15 protein-coding genes are annotated in these 21604 nt (G+C 53.1%); 12 read left to right on the top strand and 3 right to left on the bottom strand.

Going from position 1 to position 21604, the window contains the following annotated elements:
* Positions 1-30: 30 nt before the first annotated feature.
* The 8 genes from Ga0123461_RS07780 to mnmA all read left to right on the top strand — a co-directional run bounded on the left by Ga0123461_RS07780 (position 31) and on the right by mnmA (position 8986).
* The gene (locus Ga0123461_RS07780; protein ID WP_100277813.1) at positions 31-1176 is read left to right on the top strand and encodes a class I SAM-dependent methyltransferase; all 1146 of its coding nucleotides are present in this window, start codon (positions 31-33) and stop codon (positions 1174-1176) included.
* Positions 1173-2432 (top strand): class I SAM-dependent RNA methyltransferase, encoded by a 1260-nt coding sequence (locus Ga0123461_RS07775; protein WP_100277812.1) that lies wholly within the window; start codon positions 1173-1175, stop codon positions 2430-2432. The genes Ga0123461_RS07780 and Ga0123461_RS07775 overlap by 4 nt, the downstream gene beginning before the upstream one ends.
* Before the next feature lie 75 nt (positions 2433-2507).
* Positions 2508-3980, top strand: coding sequence for an ABC transporter substrate-binding protein (locus Ga0123461_RS07770; RefSeq protein WP_232710092.1), 1473 nt, complete (start codon positions 2508-2510; stop codon positions 3978-3980).
* Between the two features lies 1 nt (position 3981).
* Entirely contained in the window at positions 3982-4389 is a 408-nt protein-coding gene (locus Ga0123461_RS07765) for a VOC family protein (RefSeq protein WP_157819282.1), read from the top strand.
* An 80-nt stretch (positions 4390-4469) separates the two neighbouring features.
* A complete protein-coding gene (locus tag Ga0123461_RS07760) occupies positions 4470-6017 on the top strand; it encodes a thymidine phosphorylase family protein (RefSeq protein WP_100277809.1) in 1548 nt (515 codons plus the stop codon).
* Positions 6014-6904, top strand: coding sequence for a ribose-phosphate diphosphokinase (locus Ga0123461_RS07755; protein ID WP_100277808.1), 891 nt, complete (start codon positions 6014-6016; stop codon positions 6902-6904). The genes Ga0123461_RS07760 and Ga0123461_RS07755 overlap by 4 nt, the downstream gene beginning before the upstream one ends.
* 25 nt (positions 6905-6929) lie before the next feature.
* Positions 6930-7790: a DUF4743 domain-containing protein gene (locus Ga0123461_RS07750; RefSeq protein WP_100277807.1), complete on the top strand. Its 861-nt coding sequence runs from the start codon at positions 6930-6932 to the stop codon at positions 7788-7790.
* A gap of 71 nt (positions 7791-7861) precedes the next feature.
* Positions 7862-8986, top strand: a complete 1125-nt coding sequence (gene mnmA / locus Ga0123461_RS07745; RefSeq protein WP_100277806.1) for a tRNA 2-thiouridine(34) synthase MnmA — start codon at positions 7862-7864, stop codon at positions 8984-8986.
* Positions 8987-8999: 13 nt separating this feature from the next.
* Here the strand turns inward: mnmA and Ga0123461_RS07740 are convergent, their stop codons facing one another.
* Complete coding sequence (locus Ga0123461_RS07740) at positions 9000-10361, bottom strand: phosphomannomutase/phosphoglucomutase (RefSeq protein WP_100277805.1); 1362 nt, start codon at positions 10359-10361, stop codon at positions 9000-9002.
* 92 nt (positions 10362-10453) lie between these two features.
* Between Ga0123461_RS07740 and Ga0123461_RS07735 the strand changes: the two genes are divergently transcribed.
* The 4 genes from Ga0123461_RS07735 (at position 10454) to Ga0123461_RS07720 (ending at position 18470) form a co-directional block, all read left to right on the top strand.
* Positions 10454-12430, top strand: coding sequence for an ATP-dependent helicase (locus Ga0123461_RS07735; protein ID WP_100277804.1), 1977 nt, complete (start codon positions 10454-10456; stop codon positions 12428-12430).
* Between the two features lie 145 nt (positions 12431-12575).
* Positions 12576-16166: a pyruvate:ferredoxin (flavodoxin) oxidoreductase gene (gene nifJ, locus Ga0123461_RS07730; protein WP_100277803.1), complete on the top strand. Its 3591-nt coding sequence runs from the start codon at positions 12576-12578 to the stop codon at positions 16164-16166.
* Positions 16163-17176 (top strand): dihydroorotate dehydrogenase-like protein, encoded by a 1014-nt coding sequence (locus tag Ga0123461_RS07725; protein WP_100277802.1) that lies wholly within the window; start codon positions 16163-16165, stop codon positions 17174-17176. The genes nifJ and Ga0123461_RS07725 overlap by 4 nt, the downstream gene beginning before the upstream one ends.
* Positions 17177-17585: 409 nt before the next feature.
* Entirely contained in the window at positions 17586-18470 is an 885-nt protein-coding gene (locus Ga0123461_RS07720; RefSeq protein WP_100277801.1) for a nuclease-related domain-containing protein, read from the top strand.
* 35 nt (positions 18471-18505) lie between these two features.
* Here Ga0123461_RS07720 and Ga0123461_RS07715 read toward each other — a convergent pair whose 3' ends face one another.
* Positions 18506-20014 carry a B12-binding domain-containing radical SAM protein gene (locus tag Ga0123461_RS07715; RefSeq protein WP_100277800.1) on the bottom strand — a complete coding sequence of 503 codons (1509 nt, stop codon included), beginning with the start codon at positions 20012-20014 and terminating at the stop codon, positions 18506-18508.
* A 50-nt stretch (positions 20015-20064) separates the two neighbouring features.
* Positions 20065-21567: a phosphomannomutase gene (locus Ga0123461_RS07710; RefSeq protein WP_100277799.1), complete on the bottom strand. Its 1503-nt coding sequence runs from the start codon at positions 21565-21567 to the stop codon at positions 20065-20067.
* Between the last annotated feature and the right edge of the window lie 37 nt (positions 21568-21604).

Below are 21604 nucleotides of genomic sequence, written 5' to 3'. Positions count from 1 at the left end.
CGTTAGTCCTGGGGGGTAAGAGCGTCAACCATGTCCGATCATCAACAGCTTGAGAAGGTCATCCGCAGATCAATCGAAGAGGCAGGCGGTTTCCTCTCTTTTGACCGATTTATGCAGGCAGCACTATACGAACCGGGCCTCGGTTATTACGAGTCGAAAACAGTATTTGGAGAAAAAGGGGATTTCGTTACAGCCCCCGAACTGGGTCCCTGGCTTTCACTCGGCTTTGCAGATCTGCTGTTCTGGGCGTGGAAGGAGTTGGATGAACCTGGTGAATGGACACTGCTGGAGCAGGGGTCCGGCTCCGGTAAGCTGCTGGCCTCTACCCTAGATCTGATCTCCCAGTTTTCGATGCAGGCTCCGACTGCCGTGATTTCAGTTGAGCACAGTGAGCAGCTGCGAGAGCGGCAGGCGGCACTGTTTGCCGAGCGTGGTTTTGAGGTCAAGGTTGTTGCATCACTTGATGAGCTGTCGCCCCGGGAAAATATCATCATTTTCAGTAATGAACTGCCCGATGCATTTCCGGTTCGCTGTTTCCGCCATCGGGATGGTCAGTTCTTTGAGCGCGGTGTTGCACTCTCCGGCGATCGGTTTGAGTGGAAAGATGGTGAAGCCGCGGTTGAACGCGGGCCGGAGATAGCACCTGAATTGGTTAACCGGTGGCAAGATGGCTATGTCAGCGAATGGAATCCGGGACTGGAGCCGTGGCAGCAACAGCTCTCGAATATCGTAGGACGCGGTTTTGTGTTTACCGTTGATTACGGCTATTCGCAGCAGGAGTATTACCGCGAAGGCAGGGTAGAGGGCTCGCTCATGGCCCATATCGGTCAAAAGACCAGCGAAGATGTTCTCAGCGATCCCGGCAGTCGCGATATTACCGCCCATGTTGATTTTACAGCGCTGGTTCAGGCCGGAAACAGGGTCGGGCTTTCGCCACTACTCTGGATGTCGCAGGGTGGCTGGCTGGCGCAGTCACCTTCGGTACATTCATTTGTGCAGTCGCTGGCAGTGCAGAACGATGCTATGAGCATGCACCTGATGGCCCACGCCAAGCGGGTGTTGATGCCCTTCGGCATGGGGGAGGTGTTCAAGCTTCTTATCCAGTCGAAAGGCTTGCAGGGCGAGCGCCCCGATTATCTGAAGCAGTTCGATCATCTGGATCATTTGCTGAAATGATCGGTCATACCGTAGAGGGCATCGTTGGCCCGATCCTTCCAGGCGGTGAAGCTGCCGTTAACGTGAATGGTACTACAGTGTTGGTGGCCAATGCTGTGCCCGGTGATCTGCTGGCAGTTCATATCTCTGCGAAACGGCGCGGCGTTTTTCGTGGGGAAATAGTCGAGGTGATTGAACCCTCCAAAACGCGAATTGAACCACCTTGTCCGGTTGGTAATGCATGTGGTGGATGCGCGCTGCAGTCTATATCAGGACAAGCTCAGTCCGAACTGAAGTCGGGGTGGGTAAAAGCTGCATTTGAACCGTTGGTCGATGCTGGAACCGAGTGGATGCCCGTACAGTTTCATGCCGATCACTGTCGGCGGCGGGTGCGCTGGTTTGTCGGAAGTGATCGGAAAGGACTCTTCCTTGGCTTTTATGCGCAGGCCAGTCACCAGCCGGTTCGGCACCGTGAATGTATGGTTCTGACACCTGAACTGAATGCACTGCGAACCCTGATCGAAAAAAATGTAAGCCTTAACGGCATCGGGTCAGTTCAGGCTGTACACCTTTCCGACGGCGTACATGTGATACTGGAGACGGAGTGCAAGCCCACTGCGGAAATGGAAGCTACAAATATTGAATCAATGCCACTGCAGTGGTGGTGGCGCGACAGCAACGGGATTACCCGTCCAATGCAAAAGCCTGTCGAAAACTTTCACGATCTTCTTCCCGCAGGAGATTGTGATGTGGCGCTTACAGTAGGTCCGGATGGCTTTGTGCAGGGGCAGATGGAGGGTAACCGCGAATTGATTGCACAGATTCAACAGTGGGCCGGTAAGGTTCGGCGTATCGCCGATCTTTTTTGCGGAATCGGCAACCTTTCATTGCCACTTGCTGCTGCTACTGGCGCGGAGGTAATTGGTGCTGAGTTGAATGCAGCCAGTGTAAGGGCAGCAACGGCCAATGCGAAAGCGATTGGGATTACATCCACATTTGCAGTAGCCAACCTCTTCGAAGTCTTTGATCTGGAGCCCTATATCGGGGCAGACCTGCTAATCCTCGATCCGCCAAGGCGCGGGGCAAAACGGATATGCAGCCAGATGTCCCGGTTGCTTCCGGATAAAATTATCATGATCTCATGTGATGCGGCGGCAGGTTCCCGTGATGGAGCTTTGCTCAAGGAGCATGGCTATCGCCTGAAAGCGCTTCGGGCGCTGGATCTGTTTCCGGGAGCGGGGCATGTGGAAGCAATGAGCCTGTGGCAGCGCAGCTAACTCTGCTTGCCATAACACAGAATTGAAGCATTCTCTGTTGTGATGAAAATAAATTTTCTCAAGTTGTTTTGTTGCATGTTGATTCTGGCTGGATGCCAGTCAGCTGATGCAGATCGCGATCTGTTGCGTGTGGGGCTGGCGCAGATGCCGATTACGATCGACCCCCGCTTTGCTACCGATGCCGCCTCGGTACGCGTGCAGGATTTTCTGCATCGCGGTCTGTTGAAGCTCGATGCATCGTTCAATGTCGAGGGCGATCTGGCAGAGAGCTGGGAACATCCCAGGCCTCTGCTGTGGCGATTCAGGCTCAGGCAAGGCGTGACCTTCAGTGATGGGAGTCAGGTGACTGCTGGGGATGTGGCGGCAACGCTGCGTGCGGTGATCAACCCTGCACTGGTCAGTCCGCTCAAAGCGGGTTTTGCTGCTATCGATCATATTGATGTGGATGACGATTATAGCCTGTCGATTCACCTTTCCAGAGCTGATGCATCACTGCTTTCACGCCTGAATCTCGGCATTCTTCCTGCATCAATTGCAGGCGCGCCTCACAATGCCCATCAGACCAACGGCTGCGGCGCCTACAAGCTGGCTCTCTGGAACGAAAACGGTATTACGCTTGAGCGCAGGGAAGAAGCGGAATCTGTGGCTAGGATTCGCTTCAGCAGCGTGAAGGATCCGGTAACGCGGGTGCTGAAACTGACACGCGGCGAACTCGATTTTGTGCAGAATGATCTTCCTCCGCACCTGCTGCCCTATATCCGGGATCAAAAACAGCTGACGGTTCAAACACGTCCCTCCACCACATTCGCCTATATCGGCTTGAATCTGCAGGATAAAATGCTGGATGATGTTCGGGTTCGTAGAGCGCTGGCGCTGGCGCTGGATCGGGAAAAACTCAAGTCAGCACTATTCTCCGATCTTCCCGTGCTTGCTGAAACCGTGCTGACTACGAGCCATTGGGCTTCCAGTCAGCTGCCTGCAGTTGCTTTTAACCTGAATGAAGCGGAGCGACTTCTTGATGCAGCGGGATTTCCGCGGGGTGAAAACGGTATTCGCTTCACGTTGAACTATCGTACCAGCACAGATCCGACCCGACTGCGGCTGGCAACAGCAATTGCCGGGATGTGGGAGATGGCGGGCATAAAGGTTTCGATTGAGTCGCTGGAGTGGGGCGGGTTTTATGCGCGTATTAAGCGCGGCGATTTCCAGGTTTTTTCTCTTTCCTGGGTAGGAATCGCCGATCCAGATATCTATCGCTGGATTCTGCACACAGAGATGTGGCCACCGAAGGGGGCAAACCGTGGCCGCTACAGCAATCCGGAAGTGGACGGCTGGCTAGAAGCTGCCGCTGCCGGAGAGAGCCAGTCAGAACGTAAGGCACTCTATGCCAGGGTTCAGCAGCAGATGCTGAAGGATATGGTCTATATTCCGCTCTGGTATGATCCAGTGATTGCCGTTTCCGGAGCACGCATTCAGGGGTTTGAACCGATGCCTGATGGCAACCTTCGCGGGCTGATGAATATCTCTTTTGCAACTGAGGAGGATTGATGTGTTCAGCTTTCATCACGTCGCATTAAGTGTTCGGGATATTGAGAGCTCGGTTGAGTTCTACAGCCTGTTCGAGTTTGAGCCTGTGTTCCGCTGGCAGGCGGCCGATAAAATGCTTTCCATCGTGCATCTCAAGCAGGGGCAGACGCTTTTGGAGTTGTTCTGTTTTGAGAATGCTGTTGCAGCGCCAGAGTCATCACAGCAGTTGGCCACCGACCTGCCCAGAATCGGTATCAAGCATTTTGGCATCAAAGTCGCCGATATCCAGGCTGCCAGAGCAGCTCTGCAGGAGCATGGTCTTGCTGAGGGTATCGAGCTTGTGCAGGGCAAAACCGGTATCAAATATTTCTTTATCAAGGACCCCAGCGGCATACTTCTTGAAGTCGCGCAGGATGATAGGAACCTGTAGTCCTGTATCGACTTTTCGGGCTATTACGGCTATAAATACAGTAAGAGGGTGTTGCAATTCCGTCTCTCTGGAGGAGCGATATGAACAGGCCCGGCATTCATCTAAAACTTCGCCGCATCGGTATCGACACATTCAAGGAGAATGTCGCCTATCTGCATCGCGACTGTCCTGTTTACCATACCGAGGGGTTTCAGGCGCTGGCCAAGGTTGAGGTCAACAGTGTGAAAAATCATCAGCAGGTGCTGGCGGTTCTCAATGTCGTTAACGATGGCGGGATTATGGCGATTGATGAGCTGGGTTTAAGTGAACAGGCATTCGAACAGCTTGGTCTGAAAGATGGCAATATGGTCTGTATTGCCCATGCCACTCCGCCTGAGTCGCTGGATGCAGTTCACCGAAAGATTGCCGGTGAGTGCCTCCATGCCTCTGATTACCTCTCCATTATCAAAGATGTGGTTGGTAATCGCTATTCACGTATGGAGATGTCCGCATTTCTGGTCGCCTGCAGTGAGAGCGGCATGGAGCGTGAGGAGTTGCTCTATCTTACCGAGGCGATGGTTGAAACCGGTGAAAAGCTGGACTGGGGAGAACCGCTGGTAGCCGATAAACACTGTATTGGCGGTATTCCGGGTAACCGCACGACGATGCTGGTTGTGCCGATTGTAGCCGCCCACGGCATGCTGATCCCCAAGACCTCAAGCCGGGCGATCACCTCACCGTCCGGCACGGCAGATACGATGGAAACGCTGGCTCGCGTCGATCTCGATCTGAAAGATCTGCATGATATCGTTCGCCGCGAACGTGGTTGTCTGGCATGGGGCGGGAGGGCAAAACTTGCCCCAGCTGATGATATCCTGATTTCGGTGGAGCGACCGCTGTCACTTGATTCTCCCGGGCAGATGGTCTCTTCGATCCTCTCCAAAAAGGTGGCAGCAGGCGCCACTCATCTATTAATAGATATCCCGGTTGGTCCTACGGCCAAGGTGCGTCGGATGAACGATGCTTTGCGCCTCCGTAAACTGTTTGAGTATGTTGGCGATCGTCTGGGTCTACATCTTGAGGTGGTGATTACCAATGGTGAACAGCCAATCGGTCGCGGGATTGGGCCGGCACTTGAGGCACGCGATGTGATCAAGGTGCTGGAAAATGATCCAGATGCACCATCCGACCTTCGCGAGAAGTCGCTGCGGCTTGCCGGCCGTATTCTTGAATTCGATCCGGATGTGCGCGGTGGTCAAGGTTATGCCATTGCCCGCGACATTCTCGAAACCGGCCGCGCCATGGCCAAGATGCAGGCGATTATTGGTGCACAGGGGGTAAATGAAGAACCGTATGTGCGGGGTGCCTTGGTCATGGAGGTCGTAGCGCCTGAGTCGGGTTTTGTGGTTGAGATCAACAACCTGCAAATGGCCCGGATTGCCCGCATGGCCGGGGCGCCGATGGATAAGGGGGCGGGTGTCGATCTGCTGAAGAAGATGGGTGATAAGGTTGAGGCTGGTGAGGTGCTTTATCTTATTTACGCCGAGTTCCCGTCCGATTTCGATTTCGCGGTAGAGCAGACCAAAAAGGATATCGGTTTCAGGATCGGCGATAATCCGCCTGCACCACGCTACTTTCCGCCGTTATGAGCAGTAATATGGTGGTGCTTGGCTTTGCAGATAGCCGAAACCTTGCAGGTGAGCTGGCAGAATTGCTTGCAGTGGCAAGCGGTGAGATCGAGGTGCACAGGTTTCCGGACGGCGAGAGCAGGGTGTCTGTGCCGGCGGAGCTGCCCCAACATGTCATCATCTGTCTGAGTCTAGATCATCCTAACGAGAAGCTGATCGAACTGCTTCTGGCCGCTGGGGCAGCACGTGATAACGGTGCCATCAAGCTTACGCTGGTTGCCCCTTACCTCTGTTACATGCGTCAGGACAAGGCATTTCATCCTGGTGAGGCGGTGAGTCAGCAGACAATTGGTACGTTACTGGGAAGCGCGTTCGATGCCGTGGTGACAGTAGACCCGCACCTGCACCGGATTGAACGGCTGGAGCAGGCTGTAAGCTGTTCGCAGGCTATTAGCCTGACCGCAACGCTGCCTATCGCCGAATTTATTGCCGACCGTTTCGATAAGCCGTTATTAGTTGGTCCGGATGCCGAATCACTGCAGTGGGTCTCAGCGATTGCCCAAGGCAGGTGTTTTGATTTCGTTATTGGGGATAAGCAGCGGTTTGGTGATCGCAATGTATCTATCCGGTTGCCGGAGAGTATCTCTCTGGCTGGTCGAGATGTTGTGATTGTAGATGATATGGCCAGTACCGGACGAACCATGGTGGCTGCGGCCAAATCGGTTCTGACCGGAAGACCTTCTTCAGTTTCACTGATTGTCACGCATGCGCTTTTTATCGGTGATGCCGAAGCGTTAATTCGCACCACCGGTATTGATCACCTATGGAGTACCGATAGCATCTTGCATCCGACCAATGCAATTGGACTGGGTTCACTTTTGGCTGACGGTATTCGCCGTTGTCTCTGATAACCAGAGGTTTAAACTTCCATGCATGACATATATTGATCACATCCGGGCGTTGAACTGCTGGAATCCTGAAAACTTTCTTCCGTTTGTAGTTGATGGCACTCGCATGGGCTGGATTCGCCACCGTTTCGCCAGTCAACTGGGTGATTTTCCCGACTGCTTTATCACCTCATCCAGACAGGTGTTGCTTAACCCCGAACTTAAGGGATTTGAATCGCGCTCTGAGGCAGTGGCTGCTGTGCTGGAGCGTTTGGCAGAATCCGGTGCGGTTCGGCCCCTTCTAGGGGAAATGTTTCCAGTACTCTCGGAGTTTGGAAAAGCGGCCGCACTTCAGATTGACCGGGCTGTTGTTTCGCAATTCGGCATCCGCGCTTTCGGTCAGCATCTCAACGGTTATGTGCAAACAGGCGATGGTTTGATGATGTGGATCGCCCGCAGGGCATCGGACCGCAGAGCGTTTCCGGATCGCCTGGATCATTTGGTGGCAGGCGGCCTACCGCACGCTATATCATTATCTGAGAATCTGGCCAAGGAGTGCAGGGAAGAAGCTGATATGCCGCAGCAACTGGCGGCTGCCGCTAAAGCGGTGGGAGCCATCAGCTATTGCTGTGAGGTGGAGCGAGGGCTGAGGAACGATACGATCTTCTGTTACGACTTGTTACTGCCGGAAGCGTTTATTCCAAATTGCACCGATGGCGAAGTTGGTAGCTTTGAACTGATGCCCATTGAAAAGGTGGCTGAAATTGTGCGCCACAGTGATGAGTTTAAGCCCAACTGCAATCTGGTCATTATCGATTTCCTGCTCCGCCACGGCCTCATCAGCTCAAGCCATAAGCATCACGCGCTGCTAAGTGAAGGGCTGGGCAGGTTACCACAGAATAAATGAGTCGATGTAATCAAAACTTCCTCTCATATTGAACAGCAGGACAATTCACTAATGGCTGTTAAGCTTCGGGCATGGATCGAAGTGTTGAAGAGATAATTGCCGAAGTTGTAAGTGGCTTAAAGCACCTTAAAGGTGTGCGGGTGATTGCTGCGATGAGCGGTGGAGTGGATAGCTCGGTGATGGCTGCACTGCTCAAAGAGGCGGGGTTGGATGTGGTCGGGGTGTTCCTCAATGTATGGGACTATTCGCGTGAGGATGTGAACCGTCATGGCTCCTGCTGCTCGCTTGAGGACTCTTATGATGCCCGCCGTGTTGCAGATAGCGTCGGTATTCCATTTTATGCCATGGATATGCGCGAGGAGTTCCGTCGCGATGTGATCGATCCGTTTGTGGCCGATTACGAAAGCGGGCGCACCCCCAATCCCTGTGAGCGCTGCAACCGATTCGTGAAGTTCGGTGCGCTGCTGAAAGCTGCTGACCAGCTGGAAGCTAAATATGTGGCGACCGGCCACTATGTACAACGGCTTGATGATCAGAGCGGTATTCACCTATTAAAGGGTAACGATGCCAAGAAGGATCAGAGTTATTTCCTGGCAACAACGAATCGTGAGCAGGCAGCCCGTATCCTCTTTCCGGTCGGTGGGCTGGAGAAAGACGATACGCGCAAGCTTGCCCGCCATTATCAGCTACCTACGGCTGAGAAACATGAGAGTCAGGACATCTGTTTTATCCCGGCAGGTGATCGTATCGCATTCCTGAAGCGAGAAGGGGCATCAGCCGGTTTTGTCGAAGGTGATATAGTCGACGTCCTAGGCAACAATCTGGGACGCCATCAGGGTATTGCCCACTACACGCTGGGCCAGCGCAAAGGCTTAGGGCTGCCGAACGGGCCGTGGCATGTGGTTGGGCTGGATGGCATAACAGCGCGTGTGGTGGTGGCACACCCTGAGGATGCGGTGATTCGCGAGGTTGAAGTGGGTGATATCAGCTGGATTCGCAAGCCGCATGCCGGTGAAACTGTTACCGCCAAGGTGCGTTACCAGATGCAGCCCGCCGCCTGCGAGTTAATCGAGGAGGGTGAATGCCTCCATGTGCAATTCAAAGAGCAGCAAAAGCCGACCGCCCCCGGTCAGGTGGCCGCATTTTATTCTGGCGATGAGCTACTGGGCGGGGGTATCGTCAGTAAGATCTTATAGGGAAGGTGGTTTTTTAACGGTTCTTTTTAAGCCAGCTTTCGATGAGATCACGCATCTCCTGCAGTCGATCTTCAGCAGGGGCTTCAAAGCGTAATACTAGCGCAGGCTGGGTGTTGGATGCTCGCAGCAGAGCCCAGCCATCATCGAACTGGATACGCATGCCGTCGATATCGATGATATCATAACCCTTTGCCCTGAAGTGGGTGATTGCCTCTTCGACCAGCGCGAATTTCCGTTCATCACTGCACTCTATACGCAGCTCGGGGGTCGATACCGATTCAGGAATGCCGGTTAAGAGCTCGGCAAAGGTTGCTTTGCAGTCGGTGAGCATCTGCATCACGCGTGCGCCGGCATAGGCCGCATCATCGAAACCAAAGAAGCGGTCAGCGAAAAACATATGTCCGCTCATCTCGCCTGCCAGAAGTGCGCCGGTCTCCTTCATTTTCGCTTTGATCGGTGAGTGGCCCGTGCGCCACATTACAGGCTTGCCACCGGCCTCGATAATGCCGTCATACATATGCTGTGAACACTTAACTTCGGAGATGATCGTGGCGCCCGGGTGTGTCTTCAGCAGGTGCCTCGACAGCAGTAACAGCAGCATGTCACTCCAGACCATTTCACCATTGGCATCGACGATACCGATGCGGTCGCCATCACCATCGAAGGCGATGCCGAGATCGGCTTTTTCCCGACTAACGGCCTCAGCAAGGTCAACCATATTTGCTTCAATGGTCGGGTCGGGATGGTGGTTGGGAAAGGTTCCATCCGGTTCGCAGTAGAGTTCGACCACCTCGCAGCCCAGTTGTCGGTAGAGCGGGGCTGCTATGATGCCCGAAGGACCGTTGCCTGCGTCGATCACCACCTTGAGCGGATAGGCTAATGGGCAGTCGCTTACAACAAAGTCAGTATAGTAGTCGATGATGCAGCTCTGTCTGCAGTTACCGAGTATATCGGCATCAGGAAACTCCGTCTGTATCAGTTTCTTGATCTGTTGAATGTCATCGCCGTACAGGCTCGATTTTCCGATCATCATCTTGAAACCGTTATATTCACCCGGGTTGTGGCTTGCTGTCACCTGAACGCTTCCAGCGGCATCGAATTTATAAACTGCAAAATAGGCAAGCGGAGTGGGGACAATGCCGATATCGATTACATTGACCCCCGCGTCAGTCAGGCCTTTGATCAGGGCTGACTGTAGGGCCATTCCTGAGAGGCGAACATCGCGGCCGACAATGACAGCTCTGGACTCGCCTGCAGGCAGCATGGCCGCATAGGCTTTGCCAAGCCGGTAGGCCAAATCCTCGGTGATGTCGGTTCCTGCTATGCCTCGAATATCATATTCGCGGAACACATGATGCGGAAAATCGTTATTCAAAAAGCAATCCCTCCCAAGACCTGAAAAGACTAATCCCCAATGATGGAACTTGCACTTGCGAAGTGCCTGCTCCCCCTTATGCTGCGCCACCTATGTCTAGTAATCAGCTTAATGAAGAACAGTATCGTGCCGTGCATCACCGTGGCGGGCCACTGCTGGTTCTGGCCGGTGCCGGCTCAGGAAAAACACGTGTGATTACCGAGCGTATAGCCACGCTCGTTGAACGCGATGTGCCGGAAGATGCGATTACTGCCGTGACCTTTACCAATAAGGCGGCAAAAGAGATGCGCGAGCGCCTGCAGATGCGTTTGGGTAAAAAAGCCGATAAGCTGCGTATCTGTACCTTCCATGCTCTGGGGCTGGCGATTGTGCGTGAACATGCCAAGCTGTTGAATCGTCGAGCCAATGTCTCTGTGTTTGCCGGAGCCGAGCAGAAGTCGGCACTTAAATCGGTACTTTCCGATATGAAGCTGCCTGCTGATGCTGATCAGGTGGACAGGCTTCTTTCGCGCCTCTCATCACTGAAAAACGGGTTGATTGAAGCCCATGACAACCAGCTTTCCGCCATTCGCGAACGCTATGATCAGCTTCTGGAGCGGATGAATGCAGTTGATTTCGATGACCTGATTGTACTGCCGATTACGCTGCTTGGTGAGAATGATGAAGTGCGAGCCTTGTGGCGCTCACGTGCCCGCCATTTCCTTGTTGATGAGTATCAGGACTCCAGTCGTGTCCAGTATGAGTGGGTGCGACTGCTGGTGCCTGAGAAGGGTAACCTGACTGTGGTGGGTGATGATGATCAATCGATCTACGGCTGGAGAGGGGCGGAGGTGAAAAACCTCTTTCTGCTGGATCGCGACTATCCGACGCTTACTGTCATCAAGCTGGAGGAGAACTACCGCTCTACAGGATCCATTCTTGAAGCATCTAATTCACTGATTTCAAAAAATTCAGAGAGGCTCGGTAAAACCCTGCGCTCCAACCTCGGAATGGGGAAGCCGGTGCGTGTATGGGAGTCTCCGAATCCGGAGGAGGAGGCGCAGCGGGTAGCTTCGGATATCAAAGGCAGGCGTATGGCTGCCGATGATGGCAAGTCCGGCAGCAACTGGGATCACTTCTGCGTACTCTATCGTGCCTCCTACCAGGCGCGTGAAATCGAGTTGGCGATGCGCAGGGAGAAAATCCCCTACCATATTACCGGCGGCCTCTCATTTTTTGATCGCGCTGAGATTCAGGACCTTCTCGCTTACCTGCGGCTGATCGCCAATTTCGATGATGACCTTGCCTTCATGCGTGCCATTGCCAGGCCTCGTCGCGGCATTGGTGATGTGGCACTCGGTGAGCTGGGACTGTTTGCTATGGCACATGGCATATCCCTGCTTTCTGCCTGTCTGCACGAGGAACTTGAGCATAAAAGAGCGCATAGCCTACATGAGTTCGGTGATCTGATTGTGGCACTGGAGTTCCAGTTCAAGCATGGGGAGGCTGATGAGGCCTTTGATGCGGCACTTGATATGACACACCTTGAGGCTGCGATTCGGGCCGAGGCTGAGGATGAGGAGAAGGCAGAGATGCGCATGGGTAACCTCATGGAGTTGCGTCGCTGGTGGATCATGCATGCAGAGAAGGGTGGTGACCTTGCCAGCTTTTTGCAGGATATTTTCCTGATGGCTGATAAAAAGGATGACGATCCCTCCGGGCAGGTGCGCCTGATGACGGTACATGGCTCCAAAGGACTCGAGTTCGATAATGTCTATGTGGTTGGCGTGGAGGATGGCATGTTTCCCCACCAGAGCGCGCTGGAGGAAAATCGCATGGAGGAGGAGCGTCGCCTGATGTATGTGGCGATGACACGAGCCCGCTATTTTCTGACTCTCAGTTATACGCGTGTGCGCAAGCGTTTTGGACAGAAGGAAAAGTGTGCACCTTCGCCGTTTCTCAAAGAGCCTGATCAATCTGTGATGCGCTGGGTAGATCGTGATACAGACAGCGAAGAGGCCAAAGAAGAGGCAGAAGACTTCATGGCTGCCATGCGCAAAAACCTAGAGCGGATGCAAGCTTCTAGATAGCGATGCTATAGCCTGCTGAAGCTCGCCGTAACACCCTGATCCCTCATAGCGTCTCGACTCTCAGTTGAAGCAATGACTTCAATGGACACATGCAATATCCTTAATATCCGTTAAACTCGAGTCTGGTATGTCTCAGGAGGTGGGTATGGCGGATAAGCATAAACTGACCATCGAGGGCAACGAGGCTGCGGCCTACATGGCTCACCGTACTAATGAGGTGATCGCCATCTACCCGATCACCCCCTCATCAGGCATGGGTGAGATGAGCGATGCCTGGTCCAATCAGGGGCGCAAAAACCTCTGGGGGGCAGTTCCCGAAGTGATCGAGATGCAGAGCGAGGCAGGCGCTGCGGGCACGGTGCACGGCTCCCTGCAGAGCGGCGCGCTGACTACCACCTTCACATCGTCGCAGGGCCTTCTGCTGATGATTCCTAACATGTACAAAATTGCCGGTGAGTTGACCAGCGCAGTGTTTCATGTGGCAGCACGCTCCCTTGCCGCCCAGGCTCTTTCTATCTTTGGTGACCACTCCGATGTTATGGCCGTGCGCCAGACCGGTTTTGCCATGCTCTCCTCCAACTCGGTACAGGAGGTGATGGATTTTGCCCTGATCGCCCAGTCGGTGACACTGAAATCACGCATTCCTATGGTTCACTTTTTTGATGGCTTCCGTACCTCGCACGAGGTGAATGAGGTCCATGTACCGTCGGATGAAATATTGCGGGCCATGCTTCCCGATGCGCTGGTTCGGGCGCATCGCCAACGGGCTTTGACCCCCGATGCACCTGTGTTGCGAGGCAGTAGCCAGAATCCCGATGTCTATTTTCAGGGGCGCGAATCGGTGAACCCCTATTATGATGCGATGCCGTCCATTGTTCAGGAGTGTTTCGATCAGTTTGCCTCACTGACTGGCAGGCAGTATCAGCTTTTTGAGTATCACGGGGCACCCGATGCAGAGCGACTGATCGTATTAATGGGATCGGGAGCCGAGGCGGCGATTGAAACTGTGGAAGATATGGTAGCCCGTGGTGAAAAGGTGGGCGTGCTTAAGGTCCGTCTCTACCGTCCACTCTCTGCTGTCCACCTGATTGATGCTATGCCTGCCAGCGTGAAAAAGATTGCCGTGCTGGACCGCACCAAGGAGCCGGGAGCAGATGGCGAGCCGCTGTATAAGGATGTCGTGACCGCATTGGCCGAATATGTCGGTAGTGGCGGAGAGCGCTTCACTGGCATGCCGCGGGTGATTGGTGGCCGCTACGGCCTCTCCTCCAAAGAGTTTACGCCGGGCATGATTAAAGCTGTGTTCGATCAGACGGCTAAGGATACGCCGAAGAATCATTTTACCATCGGCATTCATGACGACCTTACGCACTCCAGCCTTGAGTGGACCGAGATATCGCTTGATGCCAATGCCAATGTCACCCGTTGCATGTTCTATGGCCTAGGCTCTGACGGGACGGTTTCAGCTAACAAGAACTCAATCAAGATGATCGGCGAGGGTACCGATCTGCATGCGCAGGGATTTTTCGTTTACGACTCGAAGAAGGCGGGGGCGGTGACGGTATCCCATCTGCGTTTCGGCCCCGATCCGATCCGTTCCACCTATCTGATTGGTAACAATGAGGCTCACTTTATCGCCTGCCACCAGCCTGTATTCCTTCAGCGCTACGATATGCTGGTCCACGCTGCAGAAGGCGCGGTGTTCCTGCTGAACTCACCGCATGCTGCAGATGCTGTATGGCATGATTTGACGGAGAAGATGCAGCAGCAGATTATCGAAAAGAAGCTGAAATTTTATGTCATTGATGCATATAAAGTGGCCTCGGCGTCCGGCATGGGGCGTCGTATCAATACTGTGATGCAGACCTGTTTCTTCGCCATCTCAGGTGTTCTTGAGAAGGATGAGGCGATTGCCAAGATAAAAGAGGCTGTCGAGAAAACCTACGGTCGCAAGGGGGCGAAGATTGTCGAGCGCAACTTTGCCGCTATTGATGCCTCTCTTGAGCACCTGCACAGGGTTGAAGTGCCATCCAAGGTTACCAGTGAATCGGTCATGCGCCCGCCGGTTGCAAGCAATGTTCCCGAATTCGTCAAAAACATCACCGGTGAAATTATTGCCGGACGTGGTGATGCTATCCCAGTCAGCTTTATGCCGAACGATGGCACTTGGCCGCTGGGTACTGCCGCCTACGAGAAGCGTAACCTTGCGCTGGAAATTCCAGTTTGGGATGAGGATATTTGTATTCATTGCGGCAAATGCCCGTTTGTCTGTCCGCATGCAGCGATTCGCTCCAAGGTGTTCAGTGAAGAGGCGACAGCAGATGCACCGGAGAGCTTCAAACATGTGGCGGTCAAAGGACGCGAATTTGAACCGGGCAGTCGTATCTCCTATCAGGTTGCCCCTGAAGACTGCACCGGTTGTGGTCTCTGTGTAGAGGTTTGCCCGGTGAAGGATAAGAGCAATGTCAGCCGCAAGGCGCTGAACATGGCCCCCCAGCCAGCGATTAGTGAGCAGGAGCGGAAAAACTGGGACTTCTTCCTTGGCCTGCCTGAATACGACCGCCAGCAGATACGCTGGAACGGCATGAAGGGGGCGATGCTGGCGCAACCGCTGTTTGAGTTCTCCGGTGCCTGTGTGGGCTGTGGCGAGACGCCATACATCAAGCTGGCCACCCAGCTCTTTGGTGACCGTATGGTGATTGCTAATGCCACAGGCTGTTCATCGATCTATGGCGGCAACCTGCCAACCACTCCGTATACAACCAATACTGAGGGCAGGGGGCCTGCATGGTCCAACTCCCTGTTTGAGGACAATGCCGAGTTCGGGCTCGGTTTCCGGCTGGCGATTGATGCCCATCGTGATTTTGCCCTGCAACTGCTGCAGGAGTCAGGGCTGAATCTCGACGGAGAGCTGGTCGATGCGATCAGGCGGGCCGACCAGAGTGACGAACCAGGCATTTATGAGCAGCGCTGCCGTGTTGAGCTGCTGAAAGAGCAGCTTGTGGAAATTGAGGGCGAGACTGCCCGTAACCTTGAATCGGTGGCCGACTACCTTGTGAAGAAGAGTGTCTGGACGATTGGTGGTGACGGCTGGGCTTATGATATCGGCTTTGGCGGACTGGATCACGTCATGGCCAGTGGCCGCAACGTGAATATTCTCGTGCTTGATACCGAGGTCTATTCCAATACCGGTGGTCAAATGTCCAAGTCCACGCCGATCGGCGCGGTAGCCAAGTTTGCCGCCGGAGGTAAAGCAGTCGCCAAGAAGGACCTCTCGATGATCGCCATGGCTTACGAACATGTTTATGTCGGCCATGTCGCCTTCGGAGCCAAGGATCTGCAGACGCTGAAAACATTTATTGAGGCAGAGAGTTATGATGGCCCGTCACTGATTATCGCCTACAGTCCCTGCATTGCCCATGGTGTCGATCTATCACACAACCTGCGGCAGCAGGAACTGGTGGTGAATAGCGGCCACATGAACCTGCTTCGCTTTGACCCACGACGTATCGCAGAGGGTAAGAATCCGCTGCAGCTCGATTCGAAGAGACCGAGCATTCCATACAAAGAGTTCGCACAGACTGAGGCGCGTTTCTCAATGCTATGGCGCACCCACCCGGAAGCAGCCGAAGCGCTGATGCAGAGGGCACAGGAGGGAGTAATGGAGCGATTCCATCACTACGAGCAGCTGGCTAGCCTCTCATATGACGCAGAGAACGAAGGAGAAAAGTCATGATTGATCTCTCTACAGAATACCTTGGCATGAAGCTGAAAAACCCTCTCGTACCTTCAGCTTCTCCCTTTGCGAAAGACCTCAGTGCTGCCAAACGACTAGAAGATGCCGGTGCTGCAGCGATCGTGATGAATTCGCTGTTTGAGGAGGAGGTGAATGCGGATGAGGAGCGGCTTGATCATCTGATGCATCATCAGGATATCGGCCACTTCGAGGCGGCCAGTTACCTGCCATCTGGGGATAGTTACAAAACGCATCTGGAGTCCTATCTGGAGCAGCTGGAGGGGTTGAAGCGTTCGCTTGAGATTCCCGTGATTGCCAGCTTGAACGGAACTACCCCCAGCGGCTGGATCTCCCATGCCAGACAGTTGCAGGAAACAGGGGCCGATGCGCTGGAGCTGAATGTTTACTACATGCCTGCTGATATGGAGCAGTCGGCAGATATTGTCGAAGCTCGGTACATCGAAACACTGATCGAACTGAAGATGCATATCCGCATTCCGGTTATCATGAAGCTTTCGCCACAGTTCAGTTCGGTCGGCAATTTTGTCAAAAAACTTGAAAAGGCAGGAGCTGATGGTGTGTCGCTTTTTAACCGCTATTACCTGCCCGATATTGATCTGGAATCCCTGCAGGTTATTCCCAGCCTTCAGCTTTCGACGCCCGTCGAGTCACGCCTAGCCATGCGCTGGATCGCCATGCTTTACGGCCGCGTCAATCTCACGCTTGCCGCCACCAGCGGCATTCACACATCAGAGGATGCCATCAAGCTGCTGCTGGCCGGAGCCGATGTAACACATATGTGCTCGGCACTGCTGCATCATGGCCCTGAATATCTCGGTGAGGTCTTGAAGGGGATCGAGCAGTGGATGGAGGAGAAGGAGTATTCATCTGTCACTCAGCTCAAGGGAAGTGTCAGCCATGGCAATGCCACTGATCCTGCTGCATTTGAACGTTCCAACTATATCAAGGTGCTGGGAAGTTTCGACTCCCCCGGCAGTGTCTGGCGCTAGGAGTTTCCTGAAGCAAACCAGACCTCCTTAGACTATCCAAACAACAGCCTGCGTGTGATGGTTTTAAATCCGTCAATCATAATAGTGGAAATGATCGGCATAAACTGATGAGCTAAATGACCGCTTTGGCTATGAATGTTCTACAAACACCAGAAATATGATCTATAATATTATTGGTAAACGCTTTTTAGAGGTATGCACCCTCAAATGTGAGGTGAGTGATATGAGCTTTAAGGAAATCATAACGTATGACAAGTGGATTATTTATGCATTTTTGGTATTTATATTTCTAACATTCCTTTACATCGCATGGACCGGGAATGAGATCTTGGGACTATTGTATGAGTTGCAGGAGTGGGCTCAACTCCCTGGTAGGTAAACCAATGTTTTATGGTTGTAGGTTGCGAGCATGACTACACTGTTACCGATTCTTGCAGCGATACTTTTACCGGCTTTGTTAATAGCGGCACTGCTCTTTGCCTATTACAAACTCAAAAAGAATAAGGTGCGGAGCCCCTTTACCCAGAACTGCCTCAGAGAACCCGGCTACAGCTTACGGCTACAGCTAGAGCAGATCGATGAAAGCTTTATGGGATTCATCATACTGATAACTGGTGTGCCGATGTACTTTTTTGCAGCCCACATCACGCTGTCATATTTTTCCGGGCTGGAAGAGACAGTATTTAGAACTGGCTTTTCAACGACTTTAGGTGCCTTGATGATCATTTTCGCCATAGTGAAACTGATGAGACTTGCAGCACAGAGACATAATGTTCGGCTTGCCCTGGATGGTGAAATTTCAGCAGGACAACTGCTTGATCCGTTGAAGCGGAAAGGGTTCTACATTTATCACGATGTTCAGGCCAAGGGGTTCTATATAGACCATATCCTGATCGGCCCCTCCGGCGTTTTCACCGTTAAAACCAAAGCATGCAGCAAACTGGATCGAGGTGCCGAAACTGCAGACTCAGAGGTGGTGTTTGATGGCAATCAACTGATTTTCCCTGATCATACAGACGCAAAGGCTATCGATGAGGCAACACAACAGGCTCAGTGGTTCAAGCAGTGGCTAATCGATGCCCTAGGTGAAGAGGTTCATGTTCATCCCCTGCTCGTTGTTCCCGGATGGCATATCGATCATCAGGTTAAATCAGATGAAATCGGTATTACGAATGGTGCTGACCTGGAGTTCATTGAAAGCGCGCGCGCCAATACCCCATTAAGCAAAAGTCAGATTGAGCAGATTACTCACCAACTTGAGCAGAAATGTACAACCCCGTGCTTTAAGCTGTAATGGTAACTACGGTCTTGTTTTAGAAGCATATTCACCTAAACATGTCGGAGCTGCCGTTTGTTGTGGGCAGAGAGAACCTGTTTCACTTCGGGGGTGGATTGACGGTAGGGTTTAAGAAAATTCGGCATATTGCGACCCTCAATCTTCATCAGGTCGCCGATCAAAAGCTTAGCCAGTGATTCTGCTTCGTGAGCGCACTGCTCGGTGAGATAACGGAAGAGAAGCAGGGCAAGTCGGTCGAGTGAGATTTTCCAGGTGGATGCAGTTTCACCATAAACCCAGAGCGAGAAGGCGTAGAAGCCCTCGAATACCTTACCCTCCGGCCAGAGCAGTGAAATGCTCTGTTTGAAGTTGCCGCTGTTGTAAAAGAGATCCCAGAAGCGGGCGAAGCGTTTCATGCGCTGGATATCATCAAAGCTGAGCTCGTTGTTCTTCAGGATATCGTAAGGCGGCCTGTCGCTGTAGACCATGCCGAAGATCTCATCATGGCGGGAAAGGGAAGTGCCCGAGAGTTTTTTCAGGATACCAATCTGAATCTCTGAATGGGTCATGGCGCAGAGCTGATTCAGGTTATTGCCGAAGCTTTCAATGCTCTCACCGGGTAGTCCCACGATCAGGTCGAGATGCATGTGGGCGCTGGTCTCGGTTTCAAGAAAACGGATATTCTCCTCAACCTTATCAAGCTTCAGGTTGCGTTTGATATTACGTGCCACCTCAAGGTTGAGCGTCTGGATACCGATCTCCAGCTGCAGCGAGGCCGCAGGAAAACGGGTGATACGCTCCCTGACGCTTCCAGGGAAATGATCCGGAATTACCTCGAAGTGGACGAAGTAAGGCGCCTCTTTGTCGAGAAAGAAATCGAGCAGTCGGTTGGCGACAGTAACGTTGAGGTTAAAGGTGCGGTCGATAAATTTGAAGCTGCGCACACCGCGTTGCCATAGCAGTTCGAACTCATCCAGCAACTTGTCGAGAAAGATGGGGCGCACCTTTTTATCAATTGAGGAGAGACAGAATTCACAGAGGAATGGGCAGCCACGTGATGCCTCTACATAGATGTAACGGTTGGCCACATCCTCATCACTGTAATAGCGATAGGGGAGTTCGATCTCGTCCAGATTGACAGGTGTCGCTTTGATGATGCGCTCAACAGGGTTATTGTTATTCAGAGTCATCCTGCAGAGTGCGCCGAAAGCGAGATCGCCTTCACCCTGAATGATATAGTCGGCTGCATCGAAGTTGACACGAAACGGGGTGTAGCTCACCTCCGGGCCACCGAGTACTACGATAGTTTGTGGTGATACCTTCTTGATGGTCTCCAGAAGTTCGCGGCACTGGTTCGCATTCCAGATATAGACGCCGATGCCGATAATGGAGGGTTTCCGTACCAGAAGCTTTTCGGCGATATCCTGCACATTGTCATTGATGACGAACTCCATGATTGATGCCCGGCTTTGCAGGTCACCAAGGTTGGCAAAGAGATAGCGCAGGCCGATGGAGCTATGGGTATAGCGGGCATTGAGTGTGGTAAGGATGATGTCAGGCACCGGCGAACACTACCTTGCCGGCCACCTTCAGCGAAGAGAGAAGCTTTCTGCTATTTCCTCCAGCTTTCGAGAAGAGCCAGGCAGACTTTATTCATCTCAACTGCCCGCTGTTCAGAATCCGCCTCATTGTAGCAGCGTAGTTCAGGTGCGTTGCCAGAGGGTCTCAAGTGGACCACTTCATTACTGGCGAAGGTAATGCGTACGCCATCGGTATTATCGATGGCGACTACTTCACCAAACAGATCGCCGAGTATGGCCTCTGCCTCGCGTTTGTTGTTTTCGTTATTCTCGCTGCTGAGCGGATTCAGACGCTGATGGCTGAGTTCAGTAGGGAACGCTTTCAGGCGATCACTGCTGGTGAAACGCTGGGGAAGTTGTTTCAGCAGACCTGTGATGGATACGTTGTACTCTTTGGCGAGCATCAGAATCGCCAGCGGCACAATCACTGCATCGCGGGTTGGCAGTGCAGTCAGGTTTTTGCCGTTCAGCTCGATATCGGAGGCGGTCAGGAAGCCACCGTTGGCCTCATAACCCACTACGTTTTCAGATCCTGCTGCTACAGCCTCATCCATGGCTGCGATAACAAATGGGGAGCCGATACGGGTGCGATCAACCTGATTGAACCAGCCACACTTCTCAACGGCACTGTTACAGGAGACCGGCGTTGCCACATGTTTTGCCCCGAGGAAGCGGGCACAGAGGATGCCTGCGACATCGCCGCGTAACCATTCACCATTCTCATCCGATACCAGTGGACGGTCACCGTCACCATCGGCAGAGACAATGCAGTCGAGCTCATACTCCCGTGACCACTCAAGTGCGAGAGCCACATCTTCAGGACGTATTGCTTCGGTATCGACAGGTATAAATTTCTTGGAGCGGTTCAGGCGTACCACCTCGGCTCCCAGCCCCTCAATGACTTCACCAAGGATATCGCGGGCCACGCTGGAGTGCTCGTAAACGCCGATTTTGTATCCTTGCAGGCAATCGCCTGGGAAAAAGTCGAGGTAGCGCTGCACGTAATCGCGGTAGGCGTTCGCTTGTTCTGTAGGAAGTGAGGTTGCTAATGCATTGCCGTGCAAGTCGAAAAGCCCCTCTTTGATCTCCACTTCACGGCTGCACATGAGCTGTTCATCCGCCTTGAGGATTTCACCTGCTGGCTTGTAAAACTTGATGCCGTTGCGGTCATCCGGAATATGACTGCCGGTTACCATGATACTGGCAAGATTCAGGTTCATCGCATAACAGGCAACGGCAGGTGTAGGAATAAAACCACAGTTGATTGGCTCGCAGTCGACATCAACAACGGCCTTGGCAACTGCAGCCATAATGCGCGGACTGCTGGGGCGATAGTCGCCGGCAATGGCTACCCTGTCTCCTGTGCTGATCTGGTGGCTTTCAAGAAGGTACTGCAAGAAGGCCAGGCTGTAGGCGTAACAGACGTAGTCGGTCATGTCATCGGCAAGGCCACGGGCGCCACTGGTGCCGAATTTAACACCGCTGCTCTCCATTAACGCCGAGATTTGAATGGTTTTACTGCCTGTGCTGTTCATAGCTGCTCCCGAGATGTCCAATGATAGGCTTGCGAGT

The organism is Mariprofundus aestuarium, from assembly GCF_002795805.1.
Taxonomy (GTDB): domain Bacteria; phylum Pseudomonadota; class Zetaproteobacteria; order Mariprofundales; family Mariprofundaceae; genus Mariprofundus; species Mariprofundus aestuarium.
This window is presented reverse-complemented; position numbering and strand designations above follow the sequence as displayed.